This is a genomic window from Peribacillus sp. B2I2, assembly GCF_041261685.1.
In the GTDB taxonomy this organism is placed as follows: domain Bacteria; phylum Bacillota; class Bacilli; order Bacillales; family DSM-1321; genus Peribacillus.
The window spans coordinates 2,380,409-2,401,206 of sequence record NZ_JBGCCB010000001.1; the positions used below are offsets into that span (position 1 = coordinate 2,380,409).

Genomic DNA, 20,798 nt, shown 5'->3' on the forward strand with positions numbered 1-20,798 from the left:
ATGAAAAGAGCGGAACTTCCGCTCTTTTTTAAGGATGGCAGTGTCTCAACCAGAGAAATAGTGGGGATTGAGCTTCAGGGCAAATTTAAGCCATTTAAGCTTAATTTGATTAAAATAGTAAAAGTATATTTGCCAAATGAAAATTTACCGCTACAATTAGAAAGGTAGCTATGATACGTTTTCAAAAAAGTGACCAGTTCCAAACAAAGGTGCTAACGCTAATAAAAGGGACGAAAAAAATAGAACACTTGTTCTTTGTTCGTGAAAGTATTATACTTTTTATATGATATTAACGTATGAATGAATTTGTTAAGCTAGTGAGTCATTTCATTGCAGTATGATTTGGCCCGGAAATTGTGTTTAGTAAGGAAAGGGGAATTTCTGTGGCAAAGAAAGTAAAAACAATCGAGTACAATGATGATGCAATTCAGGTACTGGAAGGACTCGAAGCGGTCAGAAAACGTCCCGGTATGTATATCGGCAGTACTGATGCACGCGGACTTCATCATTTAGTGTACGAGATTGTCGATAACTCCGTAGATGAGGCTTTGGCTGGATATGGAGACCAAATTAGTGTGAAAATACATAAAGATAACAGTGTAAGTGTGTCAGATAAAGGCCGTGGAATGCCTACCGGTATGCATAAATTGGGTAAACCGACGCCTGAAGTCATTTTGACGATTCTTCATGCCGGGGGTAAATTTGGACAAGGCGGTTATAAAACGAGTGGAGGCCTTCATGGGGTTGGTGCTTCGGTCGTTAACGCGTTGTCTGAATGGCTTGTCGTGACGATCAAAAGGGACGGGTTCATCTACGAACAACGTTTTTTCAATGGCGGCAAGCCGGAAACCACCCTGGAGAAAATCGGTAAAACCAATCAAGCTGGTACCAAAATCCACTTCAAGCCCGATCCAAAAATATTTTCGGTGACAACGTTCAATTATGATATCCTATGTGAGCGTCTTCGCGAATCAGCTTTTCTTTTAAAAGGCATGAAGATAGATTTGACGGATGAACGAAACGACCATAATGAAACTTTTCACTATGAAAATGGAATTGAAGCGTTTGTGGATTACTTAAATGAGGAAAAAGAGACCCTCCATAGTGTAGTCAGCTTAGAAGGGGAACAAAATGGGATAGAAGTCGATCTCGCCTTTCAATTCAACGATGGGTATTCAGAAAATATTTTAAGCTTTGTAAATAACGTTCGAACAAAAGACGGCGGCACCCATGAGATTGGCGCAAAAACGGCCATGACACGGGCATTTAATGATTATGCCAGAAAAATGGGGCTATTGAAGGAAAAAGATAAAAACCTCGAAGGTACCGATATACGTGAAGGCTTGTCTTCAATAATTTCTGTTCGTATCCCAGAAGAACTTCTTCAATTCGAAGGACAAACCAAGAGCAAGCTTGGAACTAGTGAAGCCCGTTCTGCAGTCGATTCCATCGTGTCAGAGCACTTAGCCTACTTTTTTGAAGAAGATCCGACCACGAGTACACTATTGGTTAAAAAAGCGATTAAAGCGTTCCAGGCCCGGGAAGCTGCGCGCAAAGCCCGTGAAGATGCAAGAAGCGGAAAGAAACGGAAAAAATCTGACGCCATCCTTTCAGGGAAATTGACACCAGCTCAATCGAAAAATCCCGAACGGAATGAATTATATCTCGTGGAAGGGGACTCTGCTGGAGGATCCGCAAAACAAGGGCGCGATCGCCGATTCCAAGCAGTACTGCCATTACGGGGTAAAGTTATCAATACGGAAAAGGCAAAACTAGCGGATATTTTTAAAAACGAGGAAATAAATACGATCATCCATGCTATCGGTGGAGGTGTCGGGGCGGAGTTCAATACGCCGGACACCAACTATGATAAAGTTATCATCATGACTGATGCCGATACGGATGGTGCCCATATCCAAGTGCTGCTGCTGACTTTCTTTTATCGCTATATGAAGCCGTTGATAGAGGCAGGAAAGGTTTACATTGCCTTGCCCCCTTTATATAAAGTGAGTAAAGGGACCGGGAAGAAAGAAGTCATTGAATATGCTTGGAGCGACGAGGAACTTCAGGGAGCGATAGACAAGGTAGGGAAAGGCTATATGATTCAGCGCTATAAAGGGCTGGGTGAGATGAATGCCGATCAATTATGGGATACCACCATGAACCCGGAAACTAGGACATTGATACGTGTGAAGATCGATGACGGTGCCCGTGCAGAAAGACGAGTGACAACGTTGATGGGAGATAAGGTCGAACCGCGCCGTAAATGGATTGAAGCCAATGTCGCTTTTGGTCTCGAAGAGGAATCGAATATTTTAGATAATGAAAATATGTCGATTGAAGAGGAGGTCAATAACGATGGTATTTGAAGAAACGTTTCGAGATTTGCCGCTAGAAGAGGTAATTGGGGACCGCTTCGGGCGTTATAGTAAATATATTATCCAGGATCGGGCACTGCCGGATGCAAGGGACGGATTAAAGCCAGTTCAGCGCAGGATATTGTATGCGATGCATGTAGAAGGAAATACACAGGAAAAAGGATTTAGGAAATCTGCAAAAACGGTCGGTAATGTAATTGGTAACTATCATCCTCATGGCGATTCATCTGTTTATGAGGCAATGGTCCGGATGAGCCAAGACTGGAAGCTGCGAAAGGTCATGGTTCAAATGCACGGAAACAACGGTAGTATTGATGGTGATCCGCCTGCTGCGATGAGGTATACAGAAGCAAGGCTATCATCGATTGCCTCCGAGATGTTACGAGATATTGAAAAAAGGACGGTCGATTTTGTACCGAACTTCGATGATACTTCGGAAGAACCTATTGTTTTGCCAGCGATGTTTCCTAACTTGCTTGTAAACGGATCCACAGGAATTTCTGCCGGTTATGCCACTGAAATCCCGCCACATCAAATAGGTGAAGTCATTGATGCTGCCATTATGCGAATCGATAAGCCAGAAGCGACAGTCGCTGACTTAATGACGGTCATTAAGGGGCCGGATTTCCCTACAGGCGGTATCATTCAAGGAATTGAAGGCATTCGTAAAGCCTATGAAACAGGTAAAGGGAAAATAATCATTCGCGGGTTGGCGGAAGTTGAAACGATTCGCGGCGGCAAACAGCAAATCGTCATCACTGAAATCCCTTATGAAGTCAATAAAGCGAACCTTGTTAAGAAAATGGATGAGTTCCGTCTTGACCGGAAAGTGGAAGGTATCGCTGAAGTAAGGGATGAAACGGACCGTACAGGACTGCGTATCGTCATTGAACTGAAAAAGGAAGCGGATGCCAATGGCGTCCTGCATTATTTATATAAAAATTCCGATCTTCAAATTGCTTACAATTTTAATATGGTCGCGATTTATAAAAAGCGGCCGACATTGATGAGCCTGCCAAAAATGCTAGATGCTTATATCGATCACCGTAAAGAGGTAATCGTGAACCGCTCCCGTTATGAGTTGCAAAAAGCTCATGACAGGGCACATATTGTCGATGGTTTAGTGAAGGCTTTATCTATATTGGATGAAGTCATCGCTGTAATCCGTGCCTCTAAAGATAAACGGAATGCCAAAGATAATCTCATCGCTAATTTCGCATTTACAGAAGCTCAAGCTGAAGCCATTGTCTCCTTACAGTTATATAGGCTGACAAATACGGATATTACAGCGCTTGAAGCAGAGGCAGCGGAATTGAAGAACAAAATTGAGGAATTGACCAAGATTCTTGGCAGTGAAAAAGTTCTTTTTCAAGTTATAAAAAAAGAACTTCGATTCATTAAAAAAGGTTTTGATGACGGCCGGCGTTCCAAAATCGAAAAAGAAATTGAAGAAATCAAAATTAATCTTGAAGTCTTGATTGCGAGTGAAGATGTGATGGTGACCGTGACGAAAGAAGGCTATGTCAAACGGACTTCATTACGGTCTTATGCAGCATCAGGCGGTCTTGATTTTGGCATGAAGGATTCCGATCGCCTGCTCCAGAGGCTGGAGATGAATACGACAGATGTCCTGTTACTGTTCACATCAAAAGGAAACTTCCTCTATTGTCCAGTTCATCAGCTTCCTGATATTCGTTGGAAGGAAACCGGTCAGCATATCGCGAACATCATACCTATCGACAGGGAAGAACAAATCATAAAAGCGATTCCTATCAAAGATTTCACCCTGCCGCAATTCTTAGTGTTCATCACTAAAAATGGTATGGTGAAAAAGACTGAAATAGCTTCCTACAAAGCCCAGAGACATTCAAAACCACTGGTCGGTGTCAATTTAAAAGGTGATGATGAACTGGTCGATGTCCATCATACCGATGGACAGGCAGACCTTTTCCTAGTCACGCATAATGGCTATGGTTTATGGTTTGATGAAGAAGAAGTAAGTGTTGTAGGTGTCCGGGCAGCAGGAGTCAAAGGGATTAATTTGAAAGAGGATGACTATGTCATTGGTGGTAAGGTTTTAGCCAAGGATAGTAAAGAATCAATCCTTATCGTTACCCAGCGCGGAGCCATCAAGAAAATGAAATTAACCGAGTTTGAGAAAACGAGCCGGGCAAAACGCGGTGTCGTGGTCTTGAGGGAATTGAAATCGAATCCTCATAGGGTCATTGGATTTGATACCATCAACAAAACTGATAGTCTATTCATTCTTTCCGAAAAGGGAACCATTGAAACGATCCACGCCGCTTCATTAAAGAATCATGATCGATACACGAATGGATCATTTGTTTTTGATGAAACGGTTAGTGGAAAAGCGAAAGAACTGTGGAAGATATCATTGGAAGATGACTCCGCCATAGAGCAGTGAATCATTTTTTTAAAGGGATGCTGATCATGATCAGCATCCCTTTTTATTTTTTTTACAAAAGAACAGTCCTATAAGAAAATAATCCCCGCATATCCCCATTACAGGTTGAGTCCTTTTACGAGAGTAACCTTTTAAGTCAAAAATGACTTATTGAGTCAATTTTAAATCCTAGCATTGCGAGCCGTATATTTCTAATGGGACAACAAATAATTCAATTTTGAATTTTAATATTAACAGAATCTACATAACATAACGATTTATTTTTGGCACACTCCTTGCATATTGTTAGTATGACTTCTTTATTTTTTGAATGAAGAAAGGGGAGGACCAATGGATAGACCTTGGAAAAAGCATATCCCGCCCGGAAATCCAATGGAGATTGATATTCCTGAAATGTCTTTAACAGAACTATTTTATCAATCAGTCGAACAATATTCGGATAAAACAGCGGTTACGTTCATGGAGCAAAGGTATACATATTCAGGGTTAGGGAACTTAGTGAAAAAATGTGCCCGCTTGCTTGCTGATGAAGGGATTAAAAAGGGGGATCGTGTGGCTCTTATGCTTCCTAATTGCCCCCAATATCCGATTGGTTTTTTCGGAACTCTTTTGAATGGAGCAATAGTTGTCCAAATCAATCCGATGTATAAGCAAAACGAATTAATACATGTCCTGAAAGACTCAGGTGCAAGGCTCATCATTGTGCTCGACGAATTATTGCCAATAGTTGAAGCCGTAATGGCTGAAACCGATGTTGAAAAGATGTTGTGTGTGTCTCTGGAAAAAGGTAAATGTGAAATGATAAAAAAGCTGCTATCAGTAACAGAGGCGGATTTCACAGTGCGGATTGAACCCTCCGAAGATGTCGCCGTTCTCCAATATACAGGAGGAACGACAGGGCGTTCTAAAGGGGCGATGCTAACCCATGGTAATATCGTTGCGAATACGCTGCAAAGTGCAGCTGCTTCAAGAATAAATACTCAAAAGGGGAAGGAAAGGGTACTTGGAGTTTCCCCATTATTTCATGTTTACGGGATGACTTCAGGGATGAACCTGACATTTTATAATGGTGGAGAATTAATTCTTGTATCCCGGTTTGAGGTGACGGAAATCGTCGATATTATCAATAAACTTAAACCGACCATTTTTCCAGGGGTACCAACGATGTATATTGCTTTATTACAATATTACCAGTCCCAACCATTTGATTTGCATACATTGAAATCTTGCGTTTCAGGTTCGTCACCATTGCCATTGAATGTATTGTCAAGGTTTAACGAATTGAGTGGAACAAAGATTGCAGAGGGCTATGGCCTGTCCGAGGCGTCACCAGTCACTCACCGAAATCCAGTTAGCGGTCTCCAGAAATCTGGAAGTATCGGGATTCCTTTACAGAATACTGATGCCGCCATATTTGACAGTATTACAGGAGAACCATCCCTCTTGGTTGATACACCAGGTGAATTGGTCATAAAGGGTCCACAGGTAATGAAAGGCTATTGGGGCATGCCTGAAGAGACGCGAAATACGATTCAAAACGGATGGCTTCATACCGGTGACATTGCCAAGATGGATGAAGATGGCTTCTTTTACATTGTGGGACGCAAGAAAGAAATGATCATCGCAGGCGGATTCAATATTTATCCAATTGAAATTGAAGATATTCTCTACAGCCATCCTAAGGTTCTTGAAGCTGCCGTCTTTGGCGTTCCCGATCAATATCGCGGTGAAACGGTACATGCTGCGGTAGTTTTAAAGCCAAGTGAAAGGATAACTGAAAACGAGTTGAAAGATTATTGCCGAAAACAGCTCGCTGCCTTTAAAGTCCCAAAAATAATCACATTTGAAAGTGAACTTCCGAAGACAGCGGTCGGTAAAATCTTGAAACGCAAGCTTCAAGAAAAACATATCGCTTATTCGGATAAAATATGAAAGCGTTAACAATCAATTCGCAGATAAAGGGGAATGCAAATGGACTTTCGCTTAGATGAAGACATCCTGCTATTAAAAGAAAATATAAGACAGTTTATCGAAGAGCAAATCGATCCTTTTTCCATGCAGATAGAGGATGAAGATCATATACCGGAATCGATCATTAATTTATCGAAGGAAATCGGGTTATTCGGACTTAGTATCCCGGAAAAGTATGGTGGGCTCGGAATCGGAATGGTAGGGAAATGTGCTTTATATGAGGAAATCGGCAAAACACATAATGGATATACCACTCTGATTGGGGCCCACACAGGTATAGGGACAGTAGGGATAGTTGAAATGGGCAATGAAATGCAAAAGGAAAAGTATCTTCCAGATATGGCAAGCGGTAATAAAATTGGCGCATTTGCTTTAACTGAGCCTGCAGCGGGGTCCCATGCGACGAATCTCAAAATGACGGCTGTCAAAAGTGGCGATAAGTATATCCTAAATGGGACTAAGCATTATATAACGAATGCAGATGTAGCGGATATTTTTACAGTTATGGCCGTAACGGACAAAGATAAAGGGGCAAAAGGAATCACTTCATTCATAGTAGAAAAGGATTTTCCTGGTTTTAGAGTTGGTAGCCTGGAAAGGAAAATGGGACTACGAGGCTCACATTCGGCCGAATTGGTTTTTGAAGATTGCGAGGTTCCGGCTGAAAATGTACTGGGGGACGTTGGTCAAGGGTATGTAAATGCATTGAAAATCCTTGCAAATGGCCGGGCAGGCCTTGCGGCACGAAATTTGGGGTCCTGTCAATACCTGCTGGATCTATCTACTAAATATGCCACTGAACGTGAACAATTCGATGTTCCTATCATTGATCATCAAGCCGTATCTCATATGATTGCCGAGATGGCAATGGAAATAGAAGCACTTCGCTCATTCACATACCGTGTCGCATGGATGGTCGATCAGAAAGAAAAAATCATTAAAGAAGCGGCAATGCTTAAGTTGTATGGTTCAGAAGTATATAATCGTGTCGCTGATAAGGCCGTTCAGATTCATGGCGGGATGGGATACATGAAGGATTATCCAGTTGAACGTTTCTATCGGGATGCCCGAATCACTAGAATATATGAAGGCACATCCGAAATCCAAAAAAATATCATTACTGGGCAATTGAAGAGAAAATATCAAAACTAGTCTAATTGGAAAGTGGAGGGGTTAAAATGGATTTACGATTATCGGATGAACAAAAAATGGTACAAAAAACAATACGCAAGTTTGTGGAAAATGAATTGATTCCCTTGGAAAATGAAGTACTACGGAATGAAATGGCTGGAAAACCTAGTTTACCAGAGGGGACATTAAAAGAATTACAGGAAAAAGCAAAAAAAGCTGGGTTTTGGGGCATCAATACTCCGGAGGAATTTGGTGGGGCAGACTTAGGACAGCTTATGATGGCCATTGTCTTGATGGAAGTATCAAAAACGTTTGTACCATTCAGCTTTGGAGGTTCGGCGGACAATATTCTTTATTATGGTAATGAAGAACAGAAAAAGAAATATCTGATCCCTACGATTAACGGGGAGAAAAAGTCCTGTTTTGCCATGACGGAGCCGGGAGCAGGGTCCGATACGCGAAATATTAAAATGACGGCAGTAAAAGAAGGGAACGAATGGGTGCTTAACGGGGAAAAAACTTTCATTACAGGAGGAAACGATGCCGATTTCGTCATGGTCATTGCTGTAACCGACAAAGAAAGTCATCAAGCAACCGGAACGGAAGGGGTAACTTGTTTCATTGTAGACCGTGATATGGGCTGGAGATCAGAATATATCAATACGATGGGAGAATGGGGACCGGCCGGTTTGGTTTTTGATAATGTCAGGGTACCTGAAGAAAACATTTTAGGGGAAGTGCATGGCGGTTATAAACTAGGCTTGGAATGGATTGGGTTTGCAAGATGGATTGTGGGGGCGCGCGCTGTCGGTTCTGCAGAAAGATTGCTGCAAATGGCTATAGAATACGCTAAAGAACGTGTTACATTCGGTAAACCGATTGCTGAGCGACAGGCCATTCAATGGCAGATTGCTGATTCGGCTGTAGAAATCGAAGCTGCAAGATGGCTTGTTTTGAATGCAGCTTTCACACTTGATAATGGAGAAGACAATCGCCATTTAGCTTCAATGGCTAAACTCTATGGAGCGAATATGGGGAATCGGGTCGTTGATCGCGTATTGCAGATACACGGTGGCATGGGTTATACGAAGGAGCTTCCTATTGAACGTTGGTACCGTGAGGCTAGGCTTTGGAGGATTTATGATGGCACGGATGAAATACAGCGGATGATCATTTCCCGAAATTTGATTAAGGGACATGTTAAATTAGGACAATTCTTATAATAGATTAGGAGGAAACGATTATGACAGGGAGATTTACAGGGAAAACGGCTTTAGTTACGGGTGGAAGCAGAGGGATTGGCCTGGCGATCGTCGAACTATTTGCAAGCGAAGGCGCAAATGTAGCCATTATCGATATCAACGAAGAGGTTTTGACATCAACAGGAAATGAATTAAGGGATAAGGGTTACACCATTTTTACAAAAGTGGCCAATGTGGTCAATTCCGAAGAAGTGGAAGCATCCATTAGAGAAATAGCCGACACATTCGGCTCCCTTGATATCCTCGTGAATAATGCGGGGGTCATCCGAGATAATCTACTTTTTAAAATGACCGATTCAGATTGGCAAACGGTGATGGATGTGCATTTAAAGGGTACCTTCAATGCAGTACGTTCCGCCCAGAAGCATATGGTTGCAAATAAATACGGAAGAATCATCAATATATCATCCACCTCCGCCCTTGGGAATCGTGGGCAGGCTAATTATTCAGCTGCAAAAGCCGGGCTTCAGGGGTTAACAAAAACACTAGCGATCGAACTTGGAAAATATGGAATAACGGCTAATTCGGTCGCACCAGGTTTTATCGAAACCGAAATGACGAAAGAAACAGCCAGGCGGGTGGGAGTGAGTTTTGAACAATTCATCCAGGATAGGGCAAACAGTATTCCTGTTGCTAGAAGCGGTTTGCCAAGTGATATTGCTCATGCTGTTGCATTCTTTGCTGATGAAGCATCCTCATTCATTAGTGGGCAGGTTTTATATGTCGCAGGCGGTCCAAAAAATTAAGGGAAAAGGCGGGATGTTATGTTCAACGAAAGTATTGGAAAACGATCCAAACCCGTTAAAAATATGGTTGAACGGGGTGCCGTTAAAAAATTCGCATTATCGATTGGTGATCCCCACCCGATTTTCATCGATGAAGAAATAGGCAGGCAATCAAGGTATGGAACGAATATCGCACCACCAACTTTCCCAAGGGTTTTTGATTTTGGGACGATCGAAAGCTTAAACCTCCCGAATAAAGGGTTGATTCACGGCGAGCAGATATATCGCTACAACAGGCCGCTGAAGGTAGGGGAAGAAATCACCTGTTATACGGAAGTGAAAGACTATTATGAGAAAAAGGGAAAACAAGGGGAAATGGGATTTCTAGCCTTTAAAAATTATGGGACGGATGCGGATGGGGAAATTGTCTTCACTGCTGAACAGCTTGTCATTATCAATGAAACGATCAGAAAGATGGTGATGAGTAAGTGACGACATTAACCGAACTTCATATTGGTGACTCGTTACATTCAATTGAGCTTGAACCTGTAACGCGTTTGGATCTCATTAAGTACGCTGGTGCATCAGGTGATTTCAATCCCATTCATACGATTGATGAGGAAGCAAAAAATGCTGGTCTTCCCGGTATCATCGCACATGGAATGTGGACGATGGGAAACCTCGCAAAGATTTTCAGTAATCTTTATGAAATCGGATTTATCGAAGAATACAAGATTCGTTTCAAAGGTATGGTTTTCTTGAATGATGTCATAACTCTTCAAGCCGATCTAAAAGAAAAAAGTGGGGATAGATATTTTTTCAATGTAGCGGCCACTAACCAGTCAGGTAAGGAAGCGATCAGTGGAGAGGTTATTTTTAAGGCATACTAAGGGAAAGTAGTGATGAAAGTTATTTCATCACTACTTTTTTTAGGAACGAAATTCGACAATTTTAAAGGGATTTCGAATTTTATCCAGAATTGTACTTAAAAAGAATTCTTTTTGCGGCGGTGAATAGTATTGAATCAAGTGAAACAGGATTCTCAGTTTAATTTGCTCAAAGAGTGGACCTTTCCTGCACTAGTCGTGGATTCTGCAAACCGGATAAAGGATTGGGGCTATTATTTTAATCAATTGTTAGGTCAGAATGGTAATAAAATATTAACCGAACAATTCGATGAGTGGCAATTTCTCGATAATAAAAGGCTTGCAGCTGCAAGGCTGCGTGATAAACGGTATTTATTTTTATTGATGAAACAAATGGATACTGACAATATTCTATATATAGGCAGAGAAACACAATTTTTGGATGATTTATTGATTGATGCTCATGAAACGGATAAGTTGAATCGCGCTCTGGATGCCATTATCGAAAATTCCTATGATGGGATATACATCACCGATCAAGATGGAATCACCCTTTATACCAATTCGGCAATTGAACGGATCACTGGCATTCCAAAAGAGTATTATATAGGCAAGTCGGTGGACCAATTGATTAAGCGCGGCATCCTGAATGCTTCGGTGACGCATAAGGTAGTGAAGCTGAGACGAACGGTATCAGTCGTACAGGATAATTTTGCTGGAAAAGAAACATTGATTACAGGAAGTCCCGTTTTTAATGCGGCAGGGGAAATAGAGCAAGTCGTTACGAATATAAGAGATTTATCAGATTTAAATGAACTGATGCATGAGTTGACGAAAGTTAATGAATTGAATAATCAATATAAGCAGGAAATTGAAAAACTGCGGAAGATAACAAGCCAGGATGGCGTCGTATTCGTCAGTGATAAGATGAAAATGATTTATGAGATTGCTGAAAGAATATCGGATATTGATGCGACCGTACTCATTTTAGGAGAAACGGGCGTTGGAAAAGATGTCCTTGCCCGTAATATTTATAATCGGAGCATCCGATCTAAAAAAGGAGATTTCATCAAAATAAATTGTGGGGCAATTCCTGCTGATTTATTGGAATCCGAGCTCTTTGGATATGAAGGAGGGGCATTTACCGGTGCCAATCAAAAAGGTAAACCAGGGATGTTTGAGCTGGCGGAAAGTGGGATCTTGTTCTTGGATGAAGTCGGTGAGCTTCCCCTGCAACTTCAAGTGAAGCTGCTTCGGGCCCTTCAGGAAAGGGAGATTCAAAGAATCGGAGGTACAAAGCCAAAGAAAATCGATGTTCGCATAATCGCAGCCACGAACCGGAATCTATCGGAAATGGTCAAATCGGGCGATTTTCGTGAAGACCTCTTTTATAGGCTGAATGTCATTCCGATTACGATTCCTCCCCTAAGGGAAAGAAGAGAAGATATCTTGGCATTGATTGACCTATTTTTAACAAAGGCAAACGAACAATATAAATTCTCAAAAGAAATAGATTCGAGGCTGAAGGAATACTTTTATCAACATGATTGGCCAGGAAATGTCCGTGAATTGATTAATATAGTGGAAAGGCTCGTCGTACTGACGGATAATCATTTATTATCGATTAACGACCTTCCAGAAGAATATCAGCCGGAAAATCGGAATCAGCCCAACCGTAATTCTTCCCTAACTTTAAAGGAAGCGGTGGAAAGAGCCGAAAAGGAAATCTTGACGAAAGCGGCTCAAACCTACCAAACTACATATGAAATCGCAGAAGCCCTTGATTCCAGCCAGGCAACAATTGTGCGGAAACTTAAAAAATATCGATTGAAGGTCAGTGGAAAAGAATAGGTAAGTATGAAATGCACCTCCCATTGTTGGACACCATCCAACAATGGGAGGTGCATTTTTTTTGACTAAATACCGGATAGGCGAAAAATTACATGGAGTTAAGTACTTGGAAGGGGAAAAATTTTATAGATCCATCGCAGATGAAAGAAATGTAGTTTTATCCATCTAATAAGATGGGTGACTTGCTATCTAGTAGACGGGATGGGGGGAATTGCCTTATTAAAGATTGTTATTTACTTTTTTCTAATATTCAAATAAATAAGGAAAAATATTATTGTGTTAGCAAGATTATCCAGAATATATACAATCATGAAATCACCTTCTTTTTTCAATAAGTAGTCTCCAACCAATATTTGTCTTTGGCAACCCTTGTATATACTCTAGAAACGTTCAACTTGGAATTTTGAGATGCTCAATACTTAATCTCCCCCCATATGCACTGTAATTTAATGTCTCCGTACCTCATGGTCATGGGCTTCTATTGAACAGTACTGAGTTCTAACTTCATCACATCAGAGATACCAACATCAGTAAGAAACATAGAACTCATTACTGAATAACGAAGTAATATTCTTTTCATGAATAAACTACCTCAACTTGGTAAGGAGCCTTCTTTACAAGAACAACAGATAGATAATTACCACATATTTTGTTCATATCAAAAATTACCCCCGAAAAAATTTCGTTTTTAATGTTGCTTTTTGTGCATGATTACCTCCTATTGCGAGAAATAAATGTAGTTGTGAAGGGTATTTTTAGATACTTGTCTTTTTATTTCTTCATTCTGATTCTTTTACTGATTCAGAAATGATTTTTTCAGTCAAAAGTGAATGATGGATAACCCATATGGAACCCATACATTTGGTTTTTACAATTCAATAATGAATTCACACTGCTGGGAATAGGCGGTTGGACAGTGTGTTACTTATGGCACGGCACTTGCATTCATAATAGGAAATTAAATCTATCTACGGAAGAACCTGTAGAAAGTGCGAGGTGAAAGGGGTGAACGATCCAGACGATTACCGTGGGGAAACTGTTAATCAGAGAAGAAGGAATCAGTGGCTATCCCTAAAAACAGCATATGCATTTCAGATAATCGTATCGCCTGGGATTCATTAGGCAGAAAGAATAAGGACTTAAAAACGTTAGGTGCATGTACTGAAATAAGTAGTCATTATAAATGAAAGCGCTAACAAGAACCCGAGTGGTGTTATCCGCTACTCCTAAGCTATATCTGTAGGCGGAAAGAATAGGGAAATAAACAGTGCCTATCTAATTGATCGATGATTGAGTTACTGCTCCTCCTCGAGAGGTTGAGCCAGTGAGGAATAAGTGAAAGTGTTTTTCGTCGCAGAAGTGTGCTTTCAAAATATGGACAGGAATGTGGGCCAGGGAATGAACCTAGGAGCAAAGTGAAATTCAATAATTATCAGGGAGGAAGTAAATGGATATTTTGATCCAGCAGCTTTTTAATGGTTTGACGATTGGCAGCGTATATAGTCTTGTTGCCCTGGGATTGACGCTAGTATATGGAATTTTGCATATCCCGAACTTTGCCCACGGTGCCCTATATATGTTGGGTGGATATATCACGTTGTCAATGATGACATTATATGGGGTCAATTACTGGATTGCCATGTTTGTATCCGTTATCGTTGTTGGTTTGTTGGGAGTCCTTTTGGAACGTTTCGTGTTTCGTCTGTTAAGGGAGGCACCTCCATTGCACGATAAGATAGCAGCAATCGGCATTCTCCTTTTTCTTGAAGCTTTTGCCCAATTTGTCTGGGGTGCAGACTTCCATACAATGACTTCTCCATACGGCCAAGTCGTCAACTTCATGGGCTTGACGTTCACACTACAGCGGTTATTGATCATCGTGTCAGCTATCGCAGTAATGGTTTTACTTTATCTTTTCCTTAAGAAAACTTATACCGGGTCAACGATAATAGCGATGTCCCAAAGCCGTGAAGGTGCGTCATTAGTGGGAATCAACATTAATAAAGTCGCGATGCTGACCTTCATGATATCGGGTGGTTTAGCTGCCATCGCTTCATCCCTTGCATCACCGATTAACCTTGTTTTTCCCGGCATGGGGCATTTAGTCATCCTAAAAGCATTCGTCATTATCATCTTGGGCGGGATGGGGAGCATCCCGGGGGCGATCGTAGGCGGATATATCCTAGGTTTTAGTGAGAGCCTGGGCGCAACTTATATTTCAAATGATTATAAGGACATCATCGCATTCATTCTTTTAGTCGTGATATTAACCGTGAAACCAACAGGTCTTTTTGCCAAGGGGGAGAGGTAGCGTGAAGATCTTAACGAAAAGAAATGGAATCATCGCTCTTATCATCTTTTCATTTTCATTCCCCTTTATCGCGCAAAACGACTATTATCTCCATATGCTGACGCTTTCGTTCATCTGGGCGATAGCTGTTTATGGGATTAATTTACTGTCAGGATATACTGGATATCTCTCACTTGCACATGCTGGATTTTTTGCCATTGGAGCATATTCACTTGGGCTGCTGACGGTAAAAGCGGGAATGAACTTTTGGTTGGCACTTGTAACGGCATGTTTAATAACATGTGCAATTGGGTTTTTAATCGGATTGATAGCGTTGAGGACAAAGGAACACTTTTTCGCGATTTATACCCTATGTGTTGGTTACATCATATATCTGGTCATCGATAAATGGGAGGGGCTTACAGAAGGGGTTAGGGGATTGATCGGTATTCCTGCTCCTGGAAATATAGGTCCAATCGCATTTGATACTGCAGCATCACAATATTATTTGGTCCTCATTTTCCTGCTTGCAGTGATTTTGATCGTGTATCGAATTATCCGCTCGTTGACCGGCAGGACGTATATGGCCATCAGGAACAGCGAGGACCTTGCACAAACGATAGGCATATCCACAATGAAGAATAAGTTAACCGCATTTGTCCTATCCACATTCTTTGCAGGTTTAGCAGGTGCCTTGTATGCTTCATTCATTCGCTTCATTGGACCTGATATCGGATCAACTGCCATAATGTTCGATCTATTGATGTATTTATTGGTTGGTGGAATCGGGACACTCTCAGGTCCATTGGTAGGTACATTACTATTAGTTATCCTTTCGCAGAATCTGCAATTCCTTCAAGAATATCGAATGTTGATATTCGGACCATTGCTTACGATAATCATCATCTTTTATCCGCGCGGAATCTCAGGGGCCATCTTTGATTGGCAAAACAAGCGAAAAGTTAATAAGCGGTCCAAGGTGAGAAACGAAATTCACATGAAAGCGGAGGAGGGATGAGTTTGCTTATCGAAACGAGGAATTTGACAAAGCGGTTTGGCGGATTAGCGGCGGTCAATAATGTGGATTTTATGATTGAAAAAGGCAGAATCAATGCAATAATCGGACCGAATGGTGCAGGAAAATCAACTTTTTTCAACTTGATCAGTGGCTTTCATCGCCCAACTTCAGGTACGGTCCTTTTTAAAGGGATAGATATCACCAAACTTCCTGCCAATGAAATTGCAGGGCTTGGAATTTCAAGGACCTTTCAAACGACAAGCCTTTTTGATCAATCGACCGTCTTGGATAATGTCATTGTCGGGCATAGACTGCGTACCAAATCCAATTTGGTTGATGCCATTCTAAGAACAAACCGTTTTAAACGGGAGGAAGCGGCATGCAGGGATAAGGCAATGGAGGTGCTTGATATTGTTGGATTGACGCAATCTGCTGACAGAATGGTCTCCAGCATCTCGCAGGAGGAAAAGAAACGGACAGCCATTGCCCTTGCCCTTGCAACGGAACCGGAAATTATCTTTCTCGATGAACCTGCTGCGGGAATCAACCCGGATGAAACGGAAGGTTTGACAGAACTGATTAAAAATTTAAATCGATCAGGACTGACCATTTGTTTAATCGAGCACAAAATGCATATGATCATGAACTTGGCAGATCAAATCATGGTCCTTAATTACGGGGAAAAAATTGCCGATGGCACACCTAAGGAGATCCGCGGAAATGAAGCGGTGATTAAAGCCTATTTGGGAGGTAGTGCCAGTGCTTAAGTTAACCGATGTCGCCGTGAATTATGGGAGTTTCACTGCGATAAAACATGTGAATATCGAAGTTGCCAAGGGAGAAATCGTAGTTTTGTTAGGAGCTAATGGGGCAGGGAAAAGCACGACTTTTCGTTCCATAAGCGGTATCAGTAAGCTGTCCAAGGGGGAAATTCATTTTCAGGGCATGCCCATAGGGGGCCGTGCCCCGGATAAGAATGTTCTGGAGGGAATAGTCCAGTGTGCCGAGGGACGTAAACTATTTCCACAGATGACCGTCCAGGAAAACCTGAGGATGGGTGCCTATGTGCATCGAAAGAAAAAGGCTGAGATCAAGGATTCCTTGGAATACGTCTATCATTTATTCCCGATTTTAAAAGAAAAGCATCATGATGAAGCGGGAAGCCTGAGCGGAGGTCAACAGCAAATGCTGGCAATTGGAAGGGCCTTGATGTCGAAACCCAAATTGTTGATGCTTGATGAGCCTTCGGTGGGACTGGCTCCACTTATTGTCGAACAGATGTTTCAAGTCATTGAAGAAATAAACCGGGAAGGAATCACAATCCTGCTTGCGGAACAAAACGCGAATGCTGCCCTTAGCATTGCAGATAAAGGATATGTTTTTGAAAATGGGGAAATTGTCGTTCAAGGGACAGCCAGTGATTTATTAGCCAATGATGAAGTCAGGAAAGCATATATTGGAGCCTGAAAAATTGAATGGGGGATTTTTATGAAAAAATTGAAAGTAATATTTGTCTTCATGCTGCTAATGATCACTGTTTTGACTGGGTGCAATAAAGGGGATAGCACTGTGTCTAGCAGTGGCGGTAAAGGTAAAAGTGAAAATGTCGTTAACATTGGTTTTAGCGGTCCATTAAGCGGGGCAGCAGCGCTATATGGGAAAAGGACATTGAATGGTGTCGAAATGGCCGTCAATGAAATTAACGATGCTGGTGGTTTTGAAGTGGAAGGTAAGAAATACACATTGAATTTGGTATCATTGGATGATAAATACTTACCAAATGAAACAGGTGCGAATGCAAAACGGCTAATTCAGGAACATGATACGCCGATCATTTTCACGCCTCATAGCGGAGGTGTGTTGGCACTGCAGGTTTTTAATGAACAAGAGGAATTCATCATTGGTGCTTATACGAGTGAACCGACAGTGACCGAGAGTGGAAATTCATTAACCGTTCGAATTCCGCCGAATTACGAAGGGTATATCGAACCTTTTACAACTTACGCAATGGAAAATTTCGGCAAGAAAATAGCCGCTTTACCTACTTCCTCCCAATATGGTAAAGACTGGACGGAAGCCGTTCTCCCACATTGGGAAAAGCAAGGCGGTAAAGTCGTTTATAATTCGTCGATCGATTTCGCCAAAGAAACCGATTTCTTCACGATCGTTACCAATGCCTTGAAAAAAGACCCTGATGTTCTATTTATCGGTGGTGCTTCGGAACCTACGGCAAAAGTAGCGAAGCAAGCTCGGGAGCTAGGGTTTAAAGGCGGTTTCATCATAATGGATCAAGCAAAGCTAGATCAAATGAAGCCGATTGCCGGTTCATATGAAACATTGGAAGGCTCGATTGGCGTTCTTCCACTGATGGATTCGGATGAAGAAGCAGTTCCCGCTTTCGTTGAGAAATATCAAAAGAACTATAAGGAAGATCCAAGTTCCGAAGTAGGTTTGAATTATATCGCCATGTATGCCTTTGTTGAAGCTATGAAATCTGCAGGCAGTGTGGATGATGCGAAGGCTATCCGTAAACATATGCAGGATGGTCTTTCAAATATAGGGCCAGATCAAAAAATATATGATATTCCCTCAATTGATGAAAATGGAGGATTTGCATCAACTATTGTCGTCGGCGCTGTCGAAGACGGGAAAGTTGTCCCCGTCCGTTAACTGGGTCAGGGGTTGCAGGCGTCCCGAGTCCTGTGAGTAAACCAGTTTAGCATTTTGTTATAGTACTTATGCGTGTATCGTACCCAAGTTTGGGAACGGTACACGTTTTTTTATTGTCGGAAAAATCAGGAGTGCAATATTACAAAACTAGAGGTTTCTATGGGTAAATCATTACACACAGAAGGCGGCTATAGATGCATCCATTTCCCCAGGATGTAATGAAATTTTATTTGATTCCAAATAAGGAGATTGCCTGTGTGGGGTATGTTAAGGGAATGAATAATGTGAATTTTACAAAAATATCTTGTGTCAAAGTAATGAAACCGCTATCATTGAATATAATATGAAATATAATTTCATTATTTTCTATCAAATTTTGAAATTATATTTAAGCAATAGGAGGATTTGATTGTCTATGGAAGAACATCTGCGTTCGTTAACGACTGAATTACGGAACGAAGGGACGATGAATATCGATAGTGTAAATACGATGGAAATCATTTCAGCAATCAATAAAGAAGATTCAAAGGTGGCAGCAGCGGTACAGGAGGTTTTGCCAGAAATAAAAACGGTAGTTGAATGGGCTTACGAATCGTTAAAAAAAGGTGGGAGACTCATATACATCGGAGCAGGAACGAGCGGAAGACTCGGTGTTCTGGATGCCGTGGAATGTCCACCTACTTTCAGTACCCCGCCTGATAGGGTGCTGGGAATTATTGCAGGAGGGGAAAAGGCATTTGTTCGGGCTGTTGAAGGAGCGGAGGATAAAGAAGAGTTTGGGGAATCTGATTTAATTGACGTGAACCTTACAGCAAATGATACGGTAATAGGCATTGCGGCAAGCGGCCGTACCCCTTATGTGAGGGGCGCTTTACGTTATGCAAGGAAAGTTGGGGCTAAAGCGGTGGCTTTATCATGCAATAAAAACGCGAGCATCACAGAAGCAGCTGATATAGGGATTGAAGTGGTGGTCGGACCGGAAGTGTTAACGGGATCCACGAGAATGAAAGCGGCAACCGCACATAAAATGGTACTCAATATGATTTCAACAGTAACCATGATCCGCTTGGGAAAAGTCTATGAAAATCTGATGGTTGATGTAAATGTCAGTAATCAAAAACTGAAGGACCGTGCGATAGGCATCATAGAAACTGTAACGAATGCTGACTATGATCAAGCTTTGAATACGCTTGAGAAGGCAAATAATCAAGTTAAACCAGCGATTGTCATGATAAAAACGGCAACAGATTATCAAAAAGCAATCGAGTTACTGGAAAAGGCTGATGGAGATGTCAGAAAAGCCATCTCGATCCATAAAGATTAAGGAGGGAAACAATGGCTACAGGAGGATTATCCATCATACAGACGATGTTGAGCAAGCTGCCGCAATCAGAACAAAAACTAGCAGAATATATTCTACAGAATCCTCATGAAGTTGTGAACAGCACTGTACAGGAATTGAGTACGTCTGCCCAAACCAGCGGGGCTGCTGTTATTAGGTTGTGTAAATCGCTTGGAATAAAGGGGTTTCAAGATCTGAAAATAAGGATAGCTGGAGATTTGATGAAGACTGTAGAACAGGGTTACCGGGATATCGAGCCTTCCGAATCACTGTATCGGATTGTTGAGAAAACGACGAGTAATTCGATTCAGACCATTCGGGACACATCTGAAATAATCGATCATGATAATCTCAAACAGGCTATAACGCTGATGCTGAACGCTAAAACCGTCCACTTTTGCGGAGTGGGTGCTTCGAATATAGTTGCTGCAGATGCTCAGCAAAAATTACTTCGCATCAATAAAGGGGCAACTGCTTTTACAGATATGCATTTAGTTGCAACCCTGATTGCAAATGCAGATGAAAATGACATCGTTTTTGCCATTTCATTCTCAGGGGAAACACCTGAAGTTGTCAATATACTGAAGCTTGCTAAAGAACGTGGGGTCAAGACGATCGGGCTTACTCATTTTGGCCAAACAACGGTGTCTTCTTTATGTGATGCGACACTGTATACATCCTTTTCGAATGAAGCACCGTTTCGAAGTGCAGCAACATCCTCACGATTGGCGCAGTTATATATGATTGACATTTTGTTTTTGGGGATGGCTTCAGAGCAATATGAAGAAACTGTCCAATATATTGATAACACCAGGTCCGCAATCAAATCGATGACGGATCGATATAAATGAATATTACGAGATTTGACA

17 protein-coding genes are annotated in these 20,798 nt (G+C 41.6%); all 17 read left to right on the forward strand.

Annotated features, from left to right (window positions below; translation table 11 throughout):
• The 17 genes from ABIE66_RS11950 (at position 1) to ABIE66_RS12030 (ending at position 20,780) form a co-directional block, all read left to right on the forward strand.
• Entirely contained in the window at positions 1-168 is a 168-nt protein-coding gene (locus tag ABIE66_RS11950) for a hypothetical protein (protein ID WP_370014832.1), read from the forward strand.
• A gap of 215 nt (positions 169-383) precedes the next feature.
• Entirely contained in the window at positions 384-2,369 is a 1,986-nt protein-coding gene (parE, locus tag ABIE66_RS11955; protein ID WP_289324859.1) for a DNA topoisomerase IV subunit B, read from the forward strand.
• A complete protein-coding gene (gene parC / locus ABIE66_RS11960) occupies positions 2,359-4,803 on the forward strand; it encodes a DNA topoisomerase IV subunit A (protein ID WP_289324860.1) in 2,445 nt (814 codons plus the stop codon). The genes parE and parC overlap by 11 nt, the downstream gene beginning before the upstream one ends.
• A 330-nt stretch (positions 4,804-5,133) precedes the next feature.
• Positions 5,134-6,735: a long-chain-fatty-acid--CoA ligase gene (locus tag ABIE66_RS11965; protein WP_370014834.1), complete on the forward strand. Its 1,602-nt coding sequence runs from the start codon at positions 5,134-5,136 to the stop codon at positions 6,733-6,735.
• A 39-nt stretch (positions 6,736-6,774) separates the two neighbouring features.
• Positions 6,775-7,926, forward strand: a complete 1,152-nt coding sequence (locus ABIE66_RS11970; protein WP_289316615.1) for an acyl-CoA dehydrogenase family protein — start codon at positions 6,775-6,777, stop codon at positions 7,924-7,926.
• A gap of 26 nt (positions 7,927-7,952) precedes the next feature.
• Positions 7,953-9,128, forward strand: a complete 1,176-nt coding sequence (locus ABIE66_RS11975; RefSeq protein WP_289324863.1) for an acyl-CoA dehydrogenase family protein — start codon at positions 7,953-7,955, stop codon at positions 9,126-9,128.
• Between the two features lie 20 nt (positions 9,129-9,148).
• Positions 9,149-9,913: an SDR family oxidoreductase gene (locus ABIE66_RS11980; protein ID WP_289324864.1), complete on the forward strand. Its 765-nt coding sequence runs from the start codon at positions 9,149-9,151 to the stop codon at positions 9,911-9,913.
• An 18-nt stretch (positions 9,914-9,931) separates the two neighbouring features.
• Positions 9,932-10,384, forward strand: a complete 453-nt coding sequence (locus tag ABIE66_RS11985; protein ID WP_370014836.1) for a MaoC family dehydratase N-terminal domain-containing protein — start codon at positions 9,932-9,934, stop codon at positions 10,382-10,384.
• Complete coding sequence (locus ABIE66_RS11990; protein ID WP_289324866.1) at positions 10,381-10,782, forward strand: MaoC/PaaZ C-terminal domain-containing protein; 402 nt, start codon at positions 10,381-10,383, stop codon at positions 10,780-10,782. Before ABIE66_RS11985 ends, ABIE66_RS11990 begins: the two co-directional genes overlap by 4 nt.
• Before the next feature lie 138 nt (positions 10,783-10,920).
• Positions 10,921-12,609: a sigma-54 interaction domain-containing protein gene (locus ABIE66_RS11995; RefSeq protein WP_370017029.1), complete on the forward strand. Its 1,689-nt coding sequence runs from the start codon at positions 10,921-10,923 to the stop codon at positions 12,607-12,609.
• Between the two features lie 1,447 nt (positions 12,610-14,056).
• Positions 14,057-14,920 (forward strand): branched-chain amino acid ABC transporter permease, encoded by an 864-nt coding sequence (locus ABIE66_RS12000; RefSeq protein ID WP_289316610.1) that lies wholly within the window; start codon positions 14,057-14,059, stop codon positions 14,918-14,920.
• 1 nt (position 14,921) lies between these two features.
• The gene (locus ABIE66_RS12005) at positions 14,922-15,917 is read left to right on the forward strand and encodes a branched-chain amino acid ABC transporter permease (RefSeq protein ID WP_370014837.1); all 996 of its coding nucleotides are present in this window, start codon (positions 14,922-14,924) and stop codon (positions 15,915-15,917) included.
• Positions 15,914-16,684 (forward strand): ABC transporter ATP-binding protein, encoded by a 771-nt coding sequence (locus tag ABIE66_RS12010; RefSeq protein ID WP_370014838.1) that lies wholly within the window; start codon positions 15,914-15,916, stop codon positions 16,682-16,684. The genes ABIE66_RS12005 and ABIE66_RS12010 overlap by 4 nt, the downstream gene beginning before the upstream one ends.
• Positions 16,677-17,384: an ABC transporter ATP-binding protein gene (locus ABIE66_RS12015; RefSeq protein ID WP_289316608.1), complete on the forward strand. Its 708-nt coding sequence runs from the start codon at positions 16,677-16,679 to the stop codon at positions 17,382-17,384. The genes ABIE66_RS12010 and ABIE66_RS12015 overlap by 8 nt, the downstream gene beginning before the upstream one ends.
• A 21-nt stretch (positions 17,385-17,405) precedes the next feature.
• Complete coding sequence (locus ABIE66_RS12020) at positions 17,406-18,587, forward strand: ABC transporter substrate-binding protein (protein ID WP_370014840.1); 1,182 nt, start codon at positions 17,406-17,408, stop codon at positions 18,585-18,587.
• A 415-nt stretch (positions 18,588-19,002) separates the two neighbouring features.
• Positions 19,003-19,911 (forward strand): N-acetylmuramic acid 6-phosphate etherase, encoded by a 909-nt coding sequence (gene murQ, locus ABIE66_RS12025; protein WP_370017030.1) that lies wholly within the window; start codon positions 19,003-19,005, stop codon positions 19,909-19,911.
• Between the two features lie 11 nt (positions 19,912-19,922).
• Positions 19,923-20,780, forward strand: coding sequence for a MurR/RpiR family transcriptional regulator (locus tag ABIE66_RS12030; protein ID WP_289324871.1), 858 nt, complete (start codon positions 19,923-19,925; stop codon positions 20,778-20,780).
• The last annotated feature ends 18 nt before the right edge of the window (positions 20,781-20,798 follow it).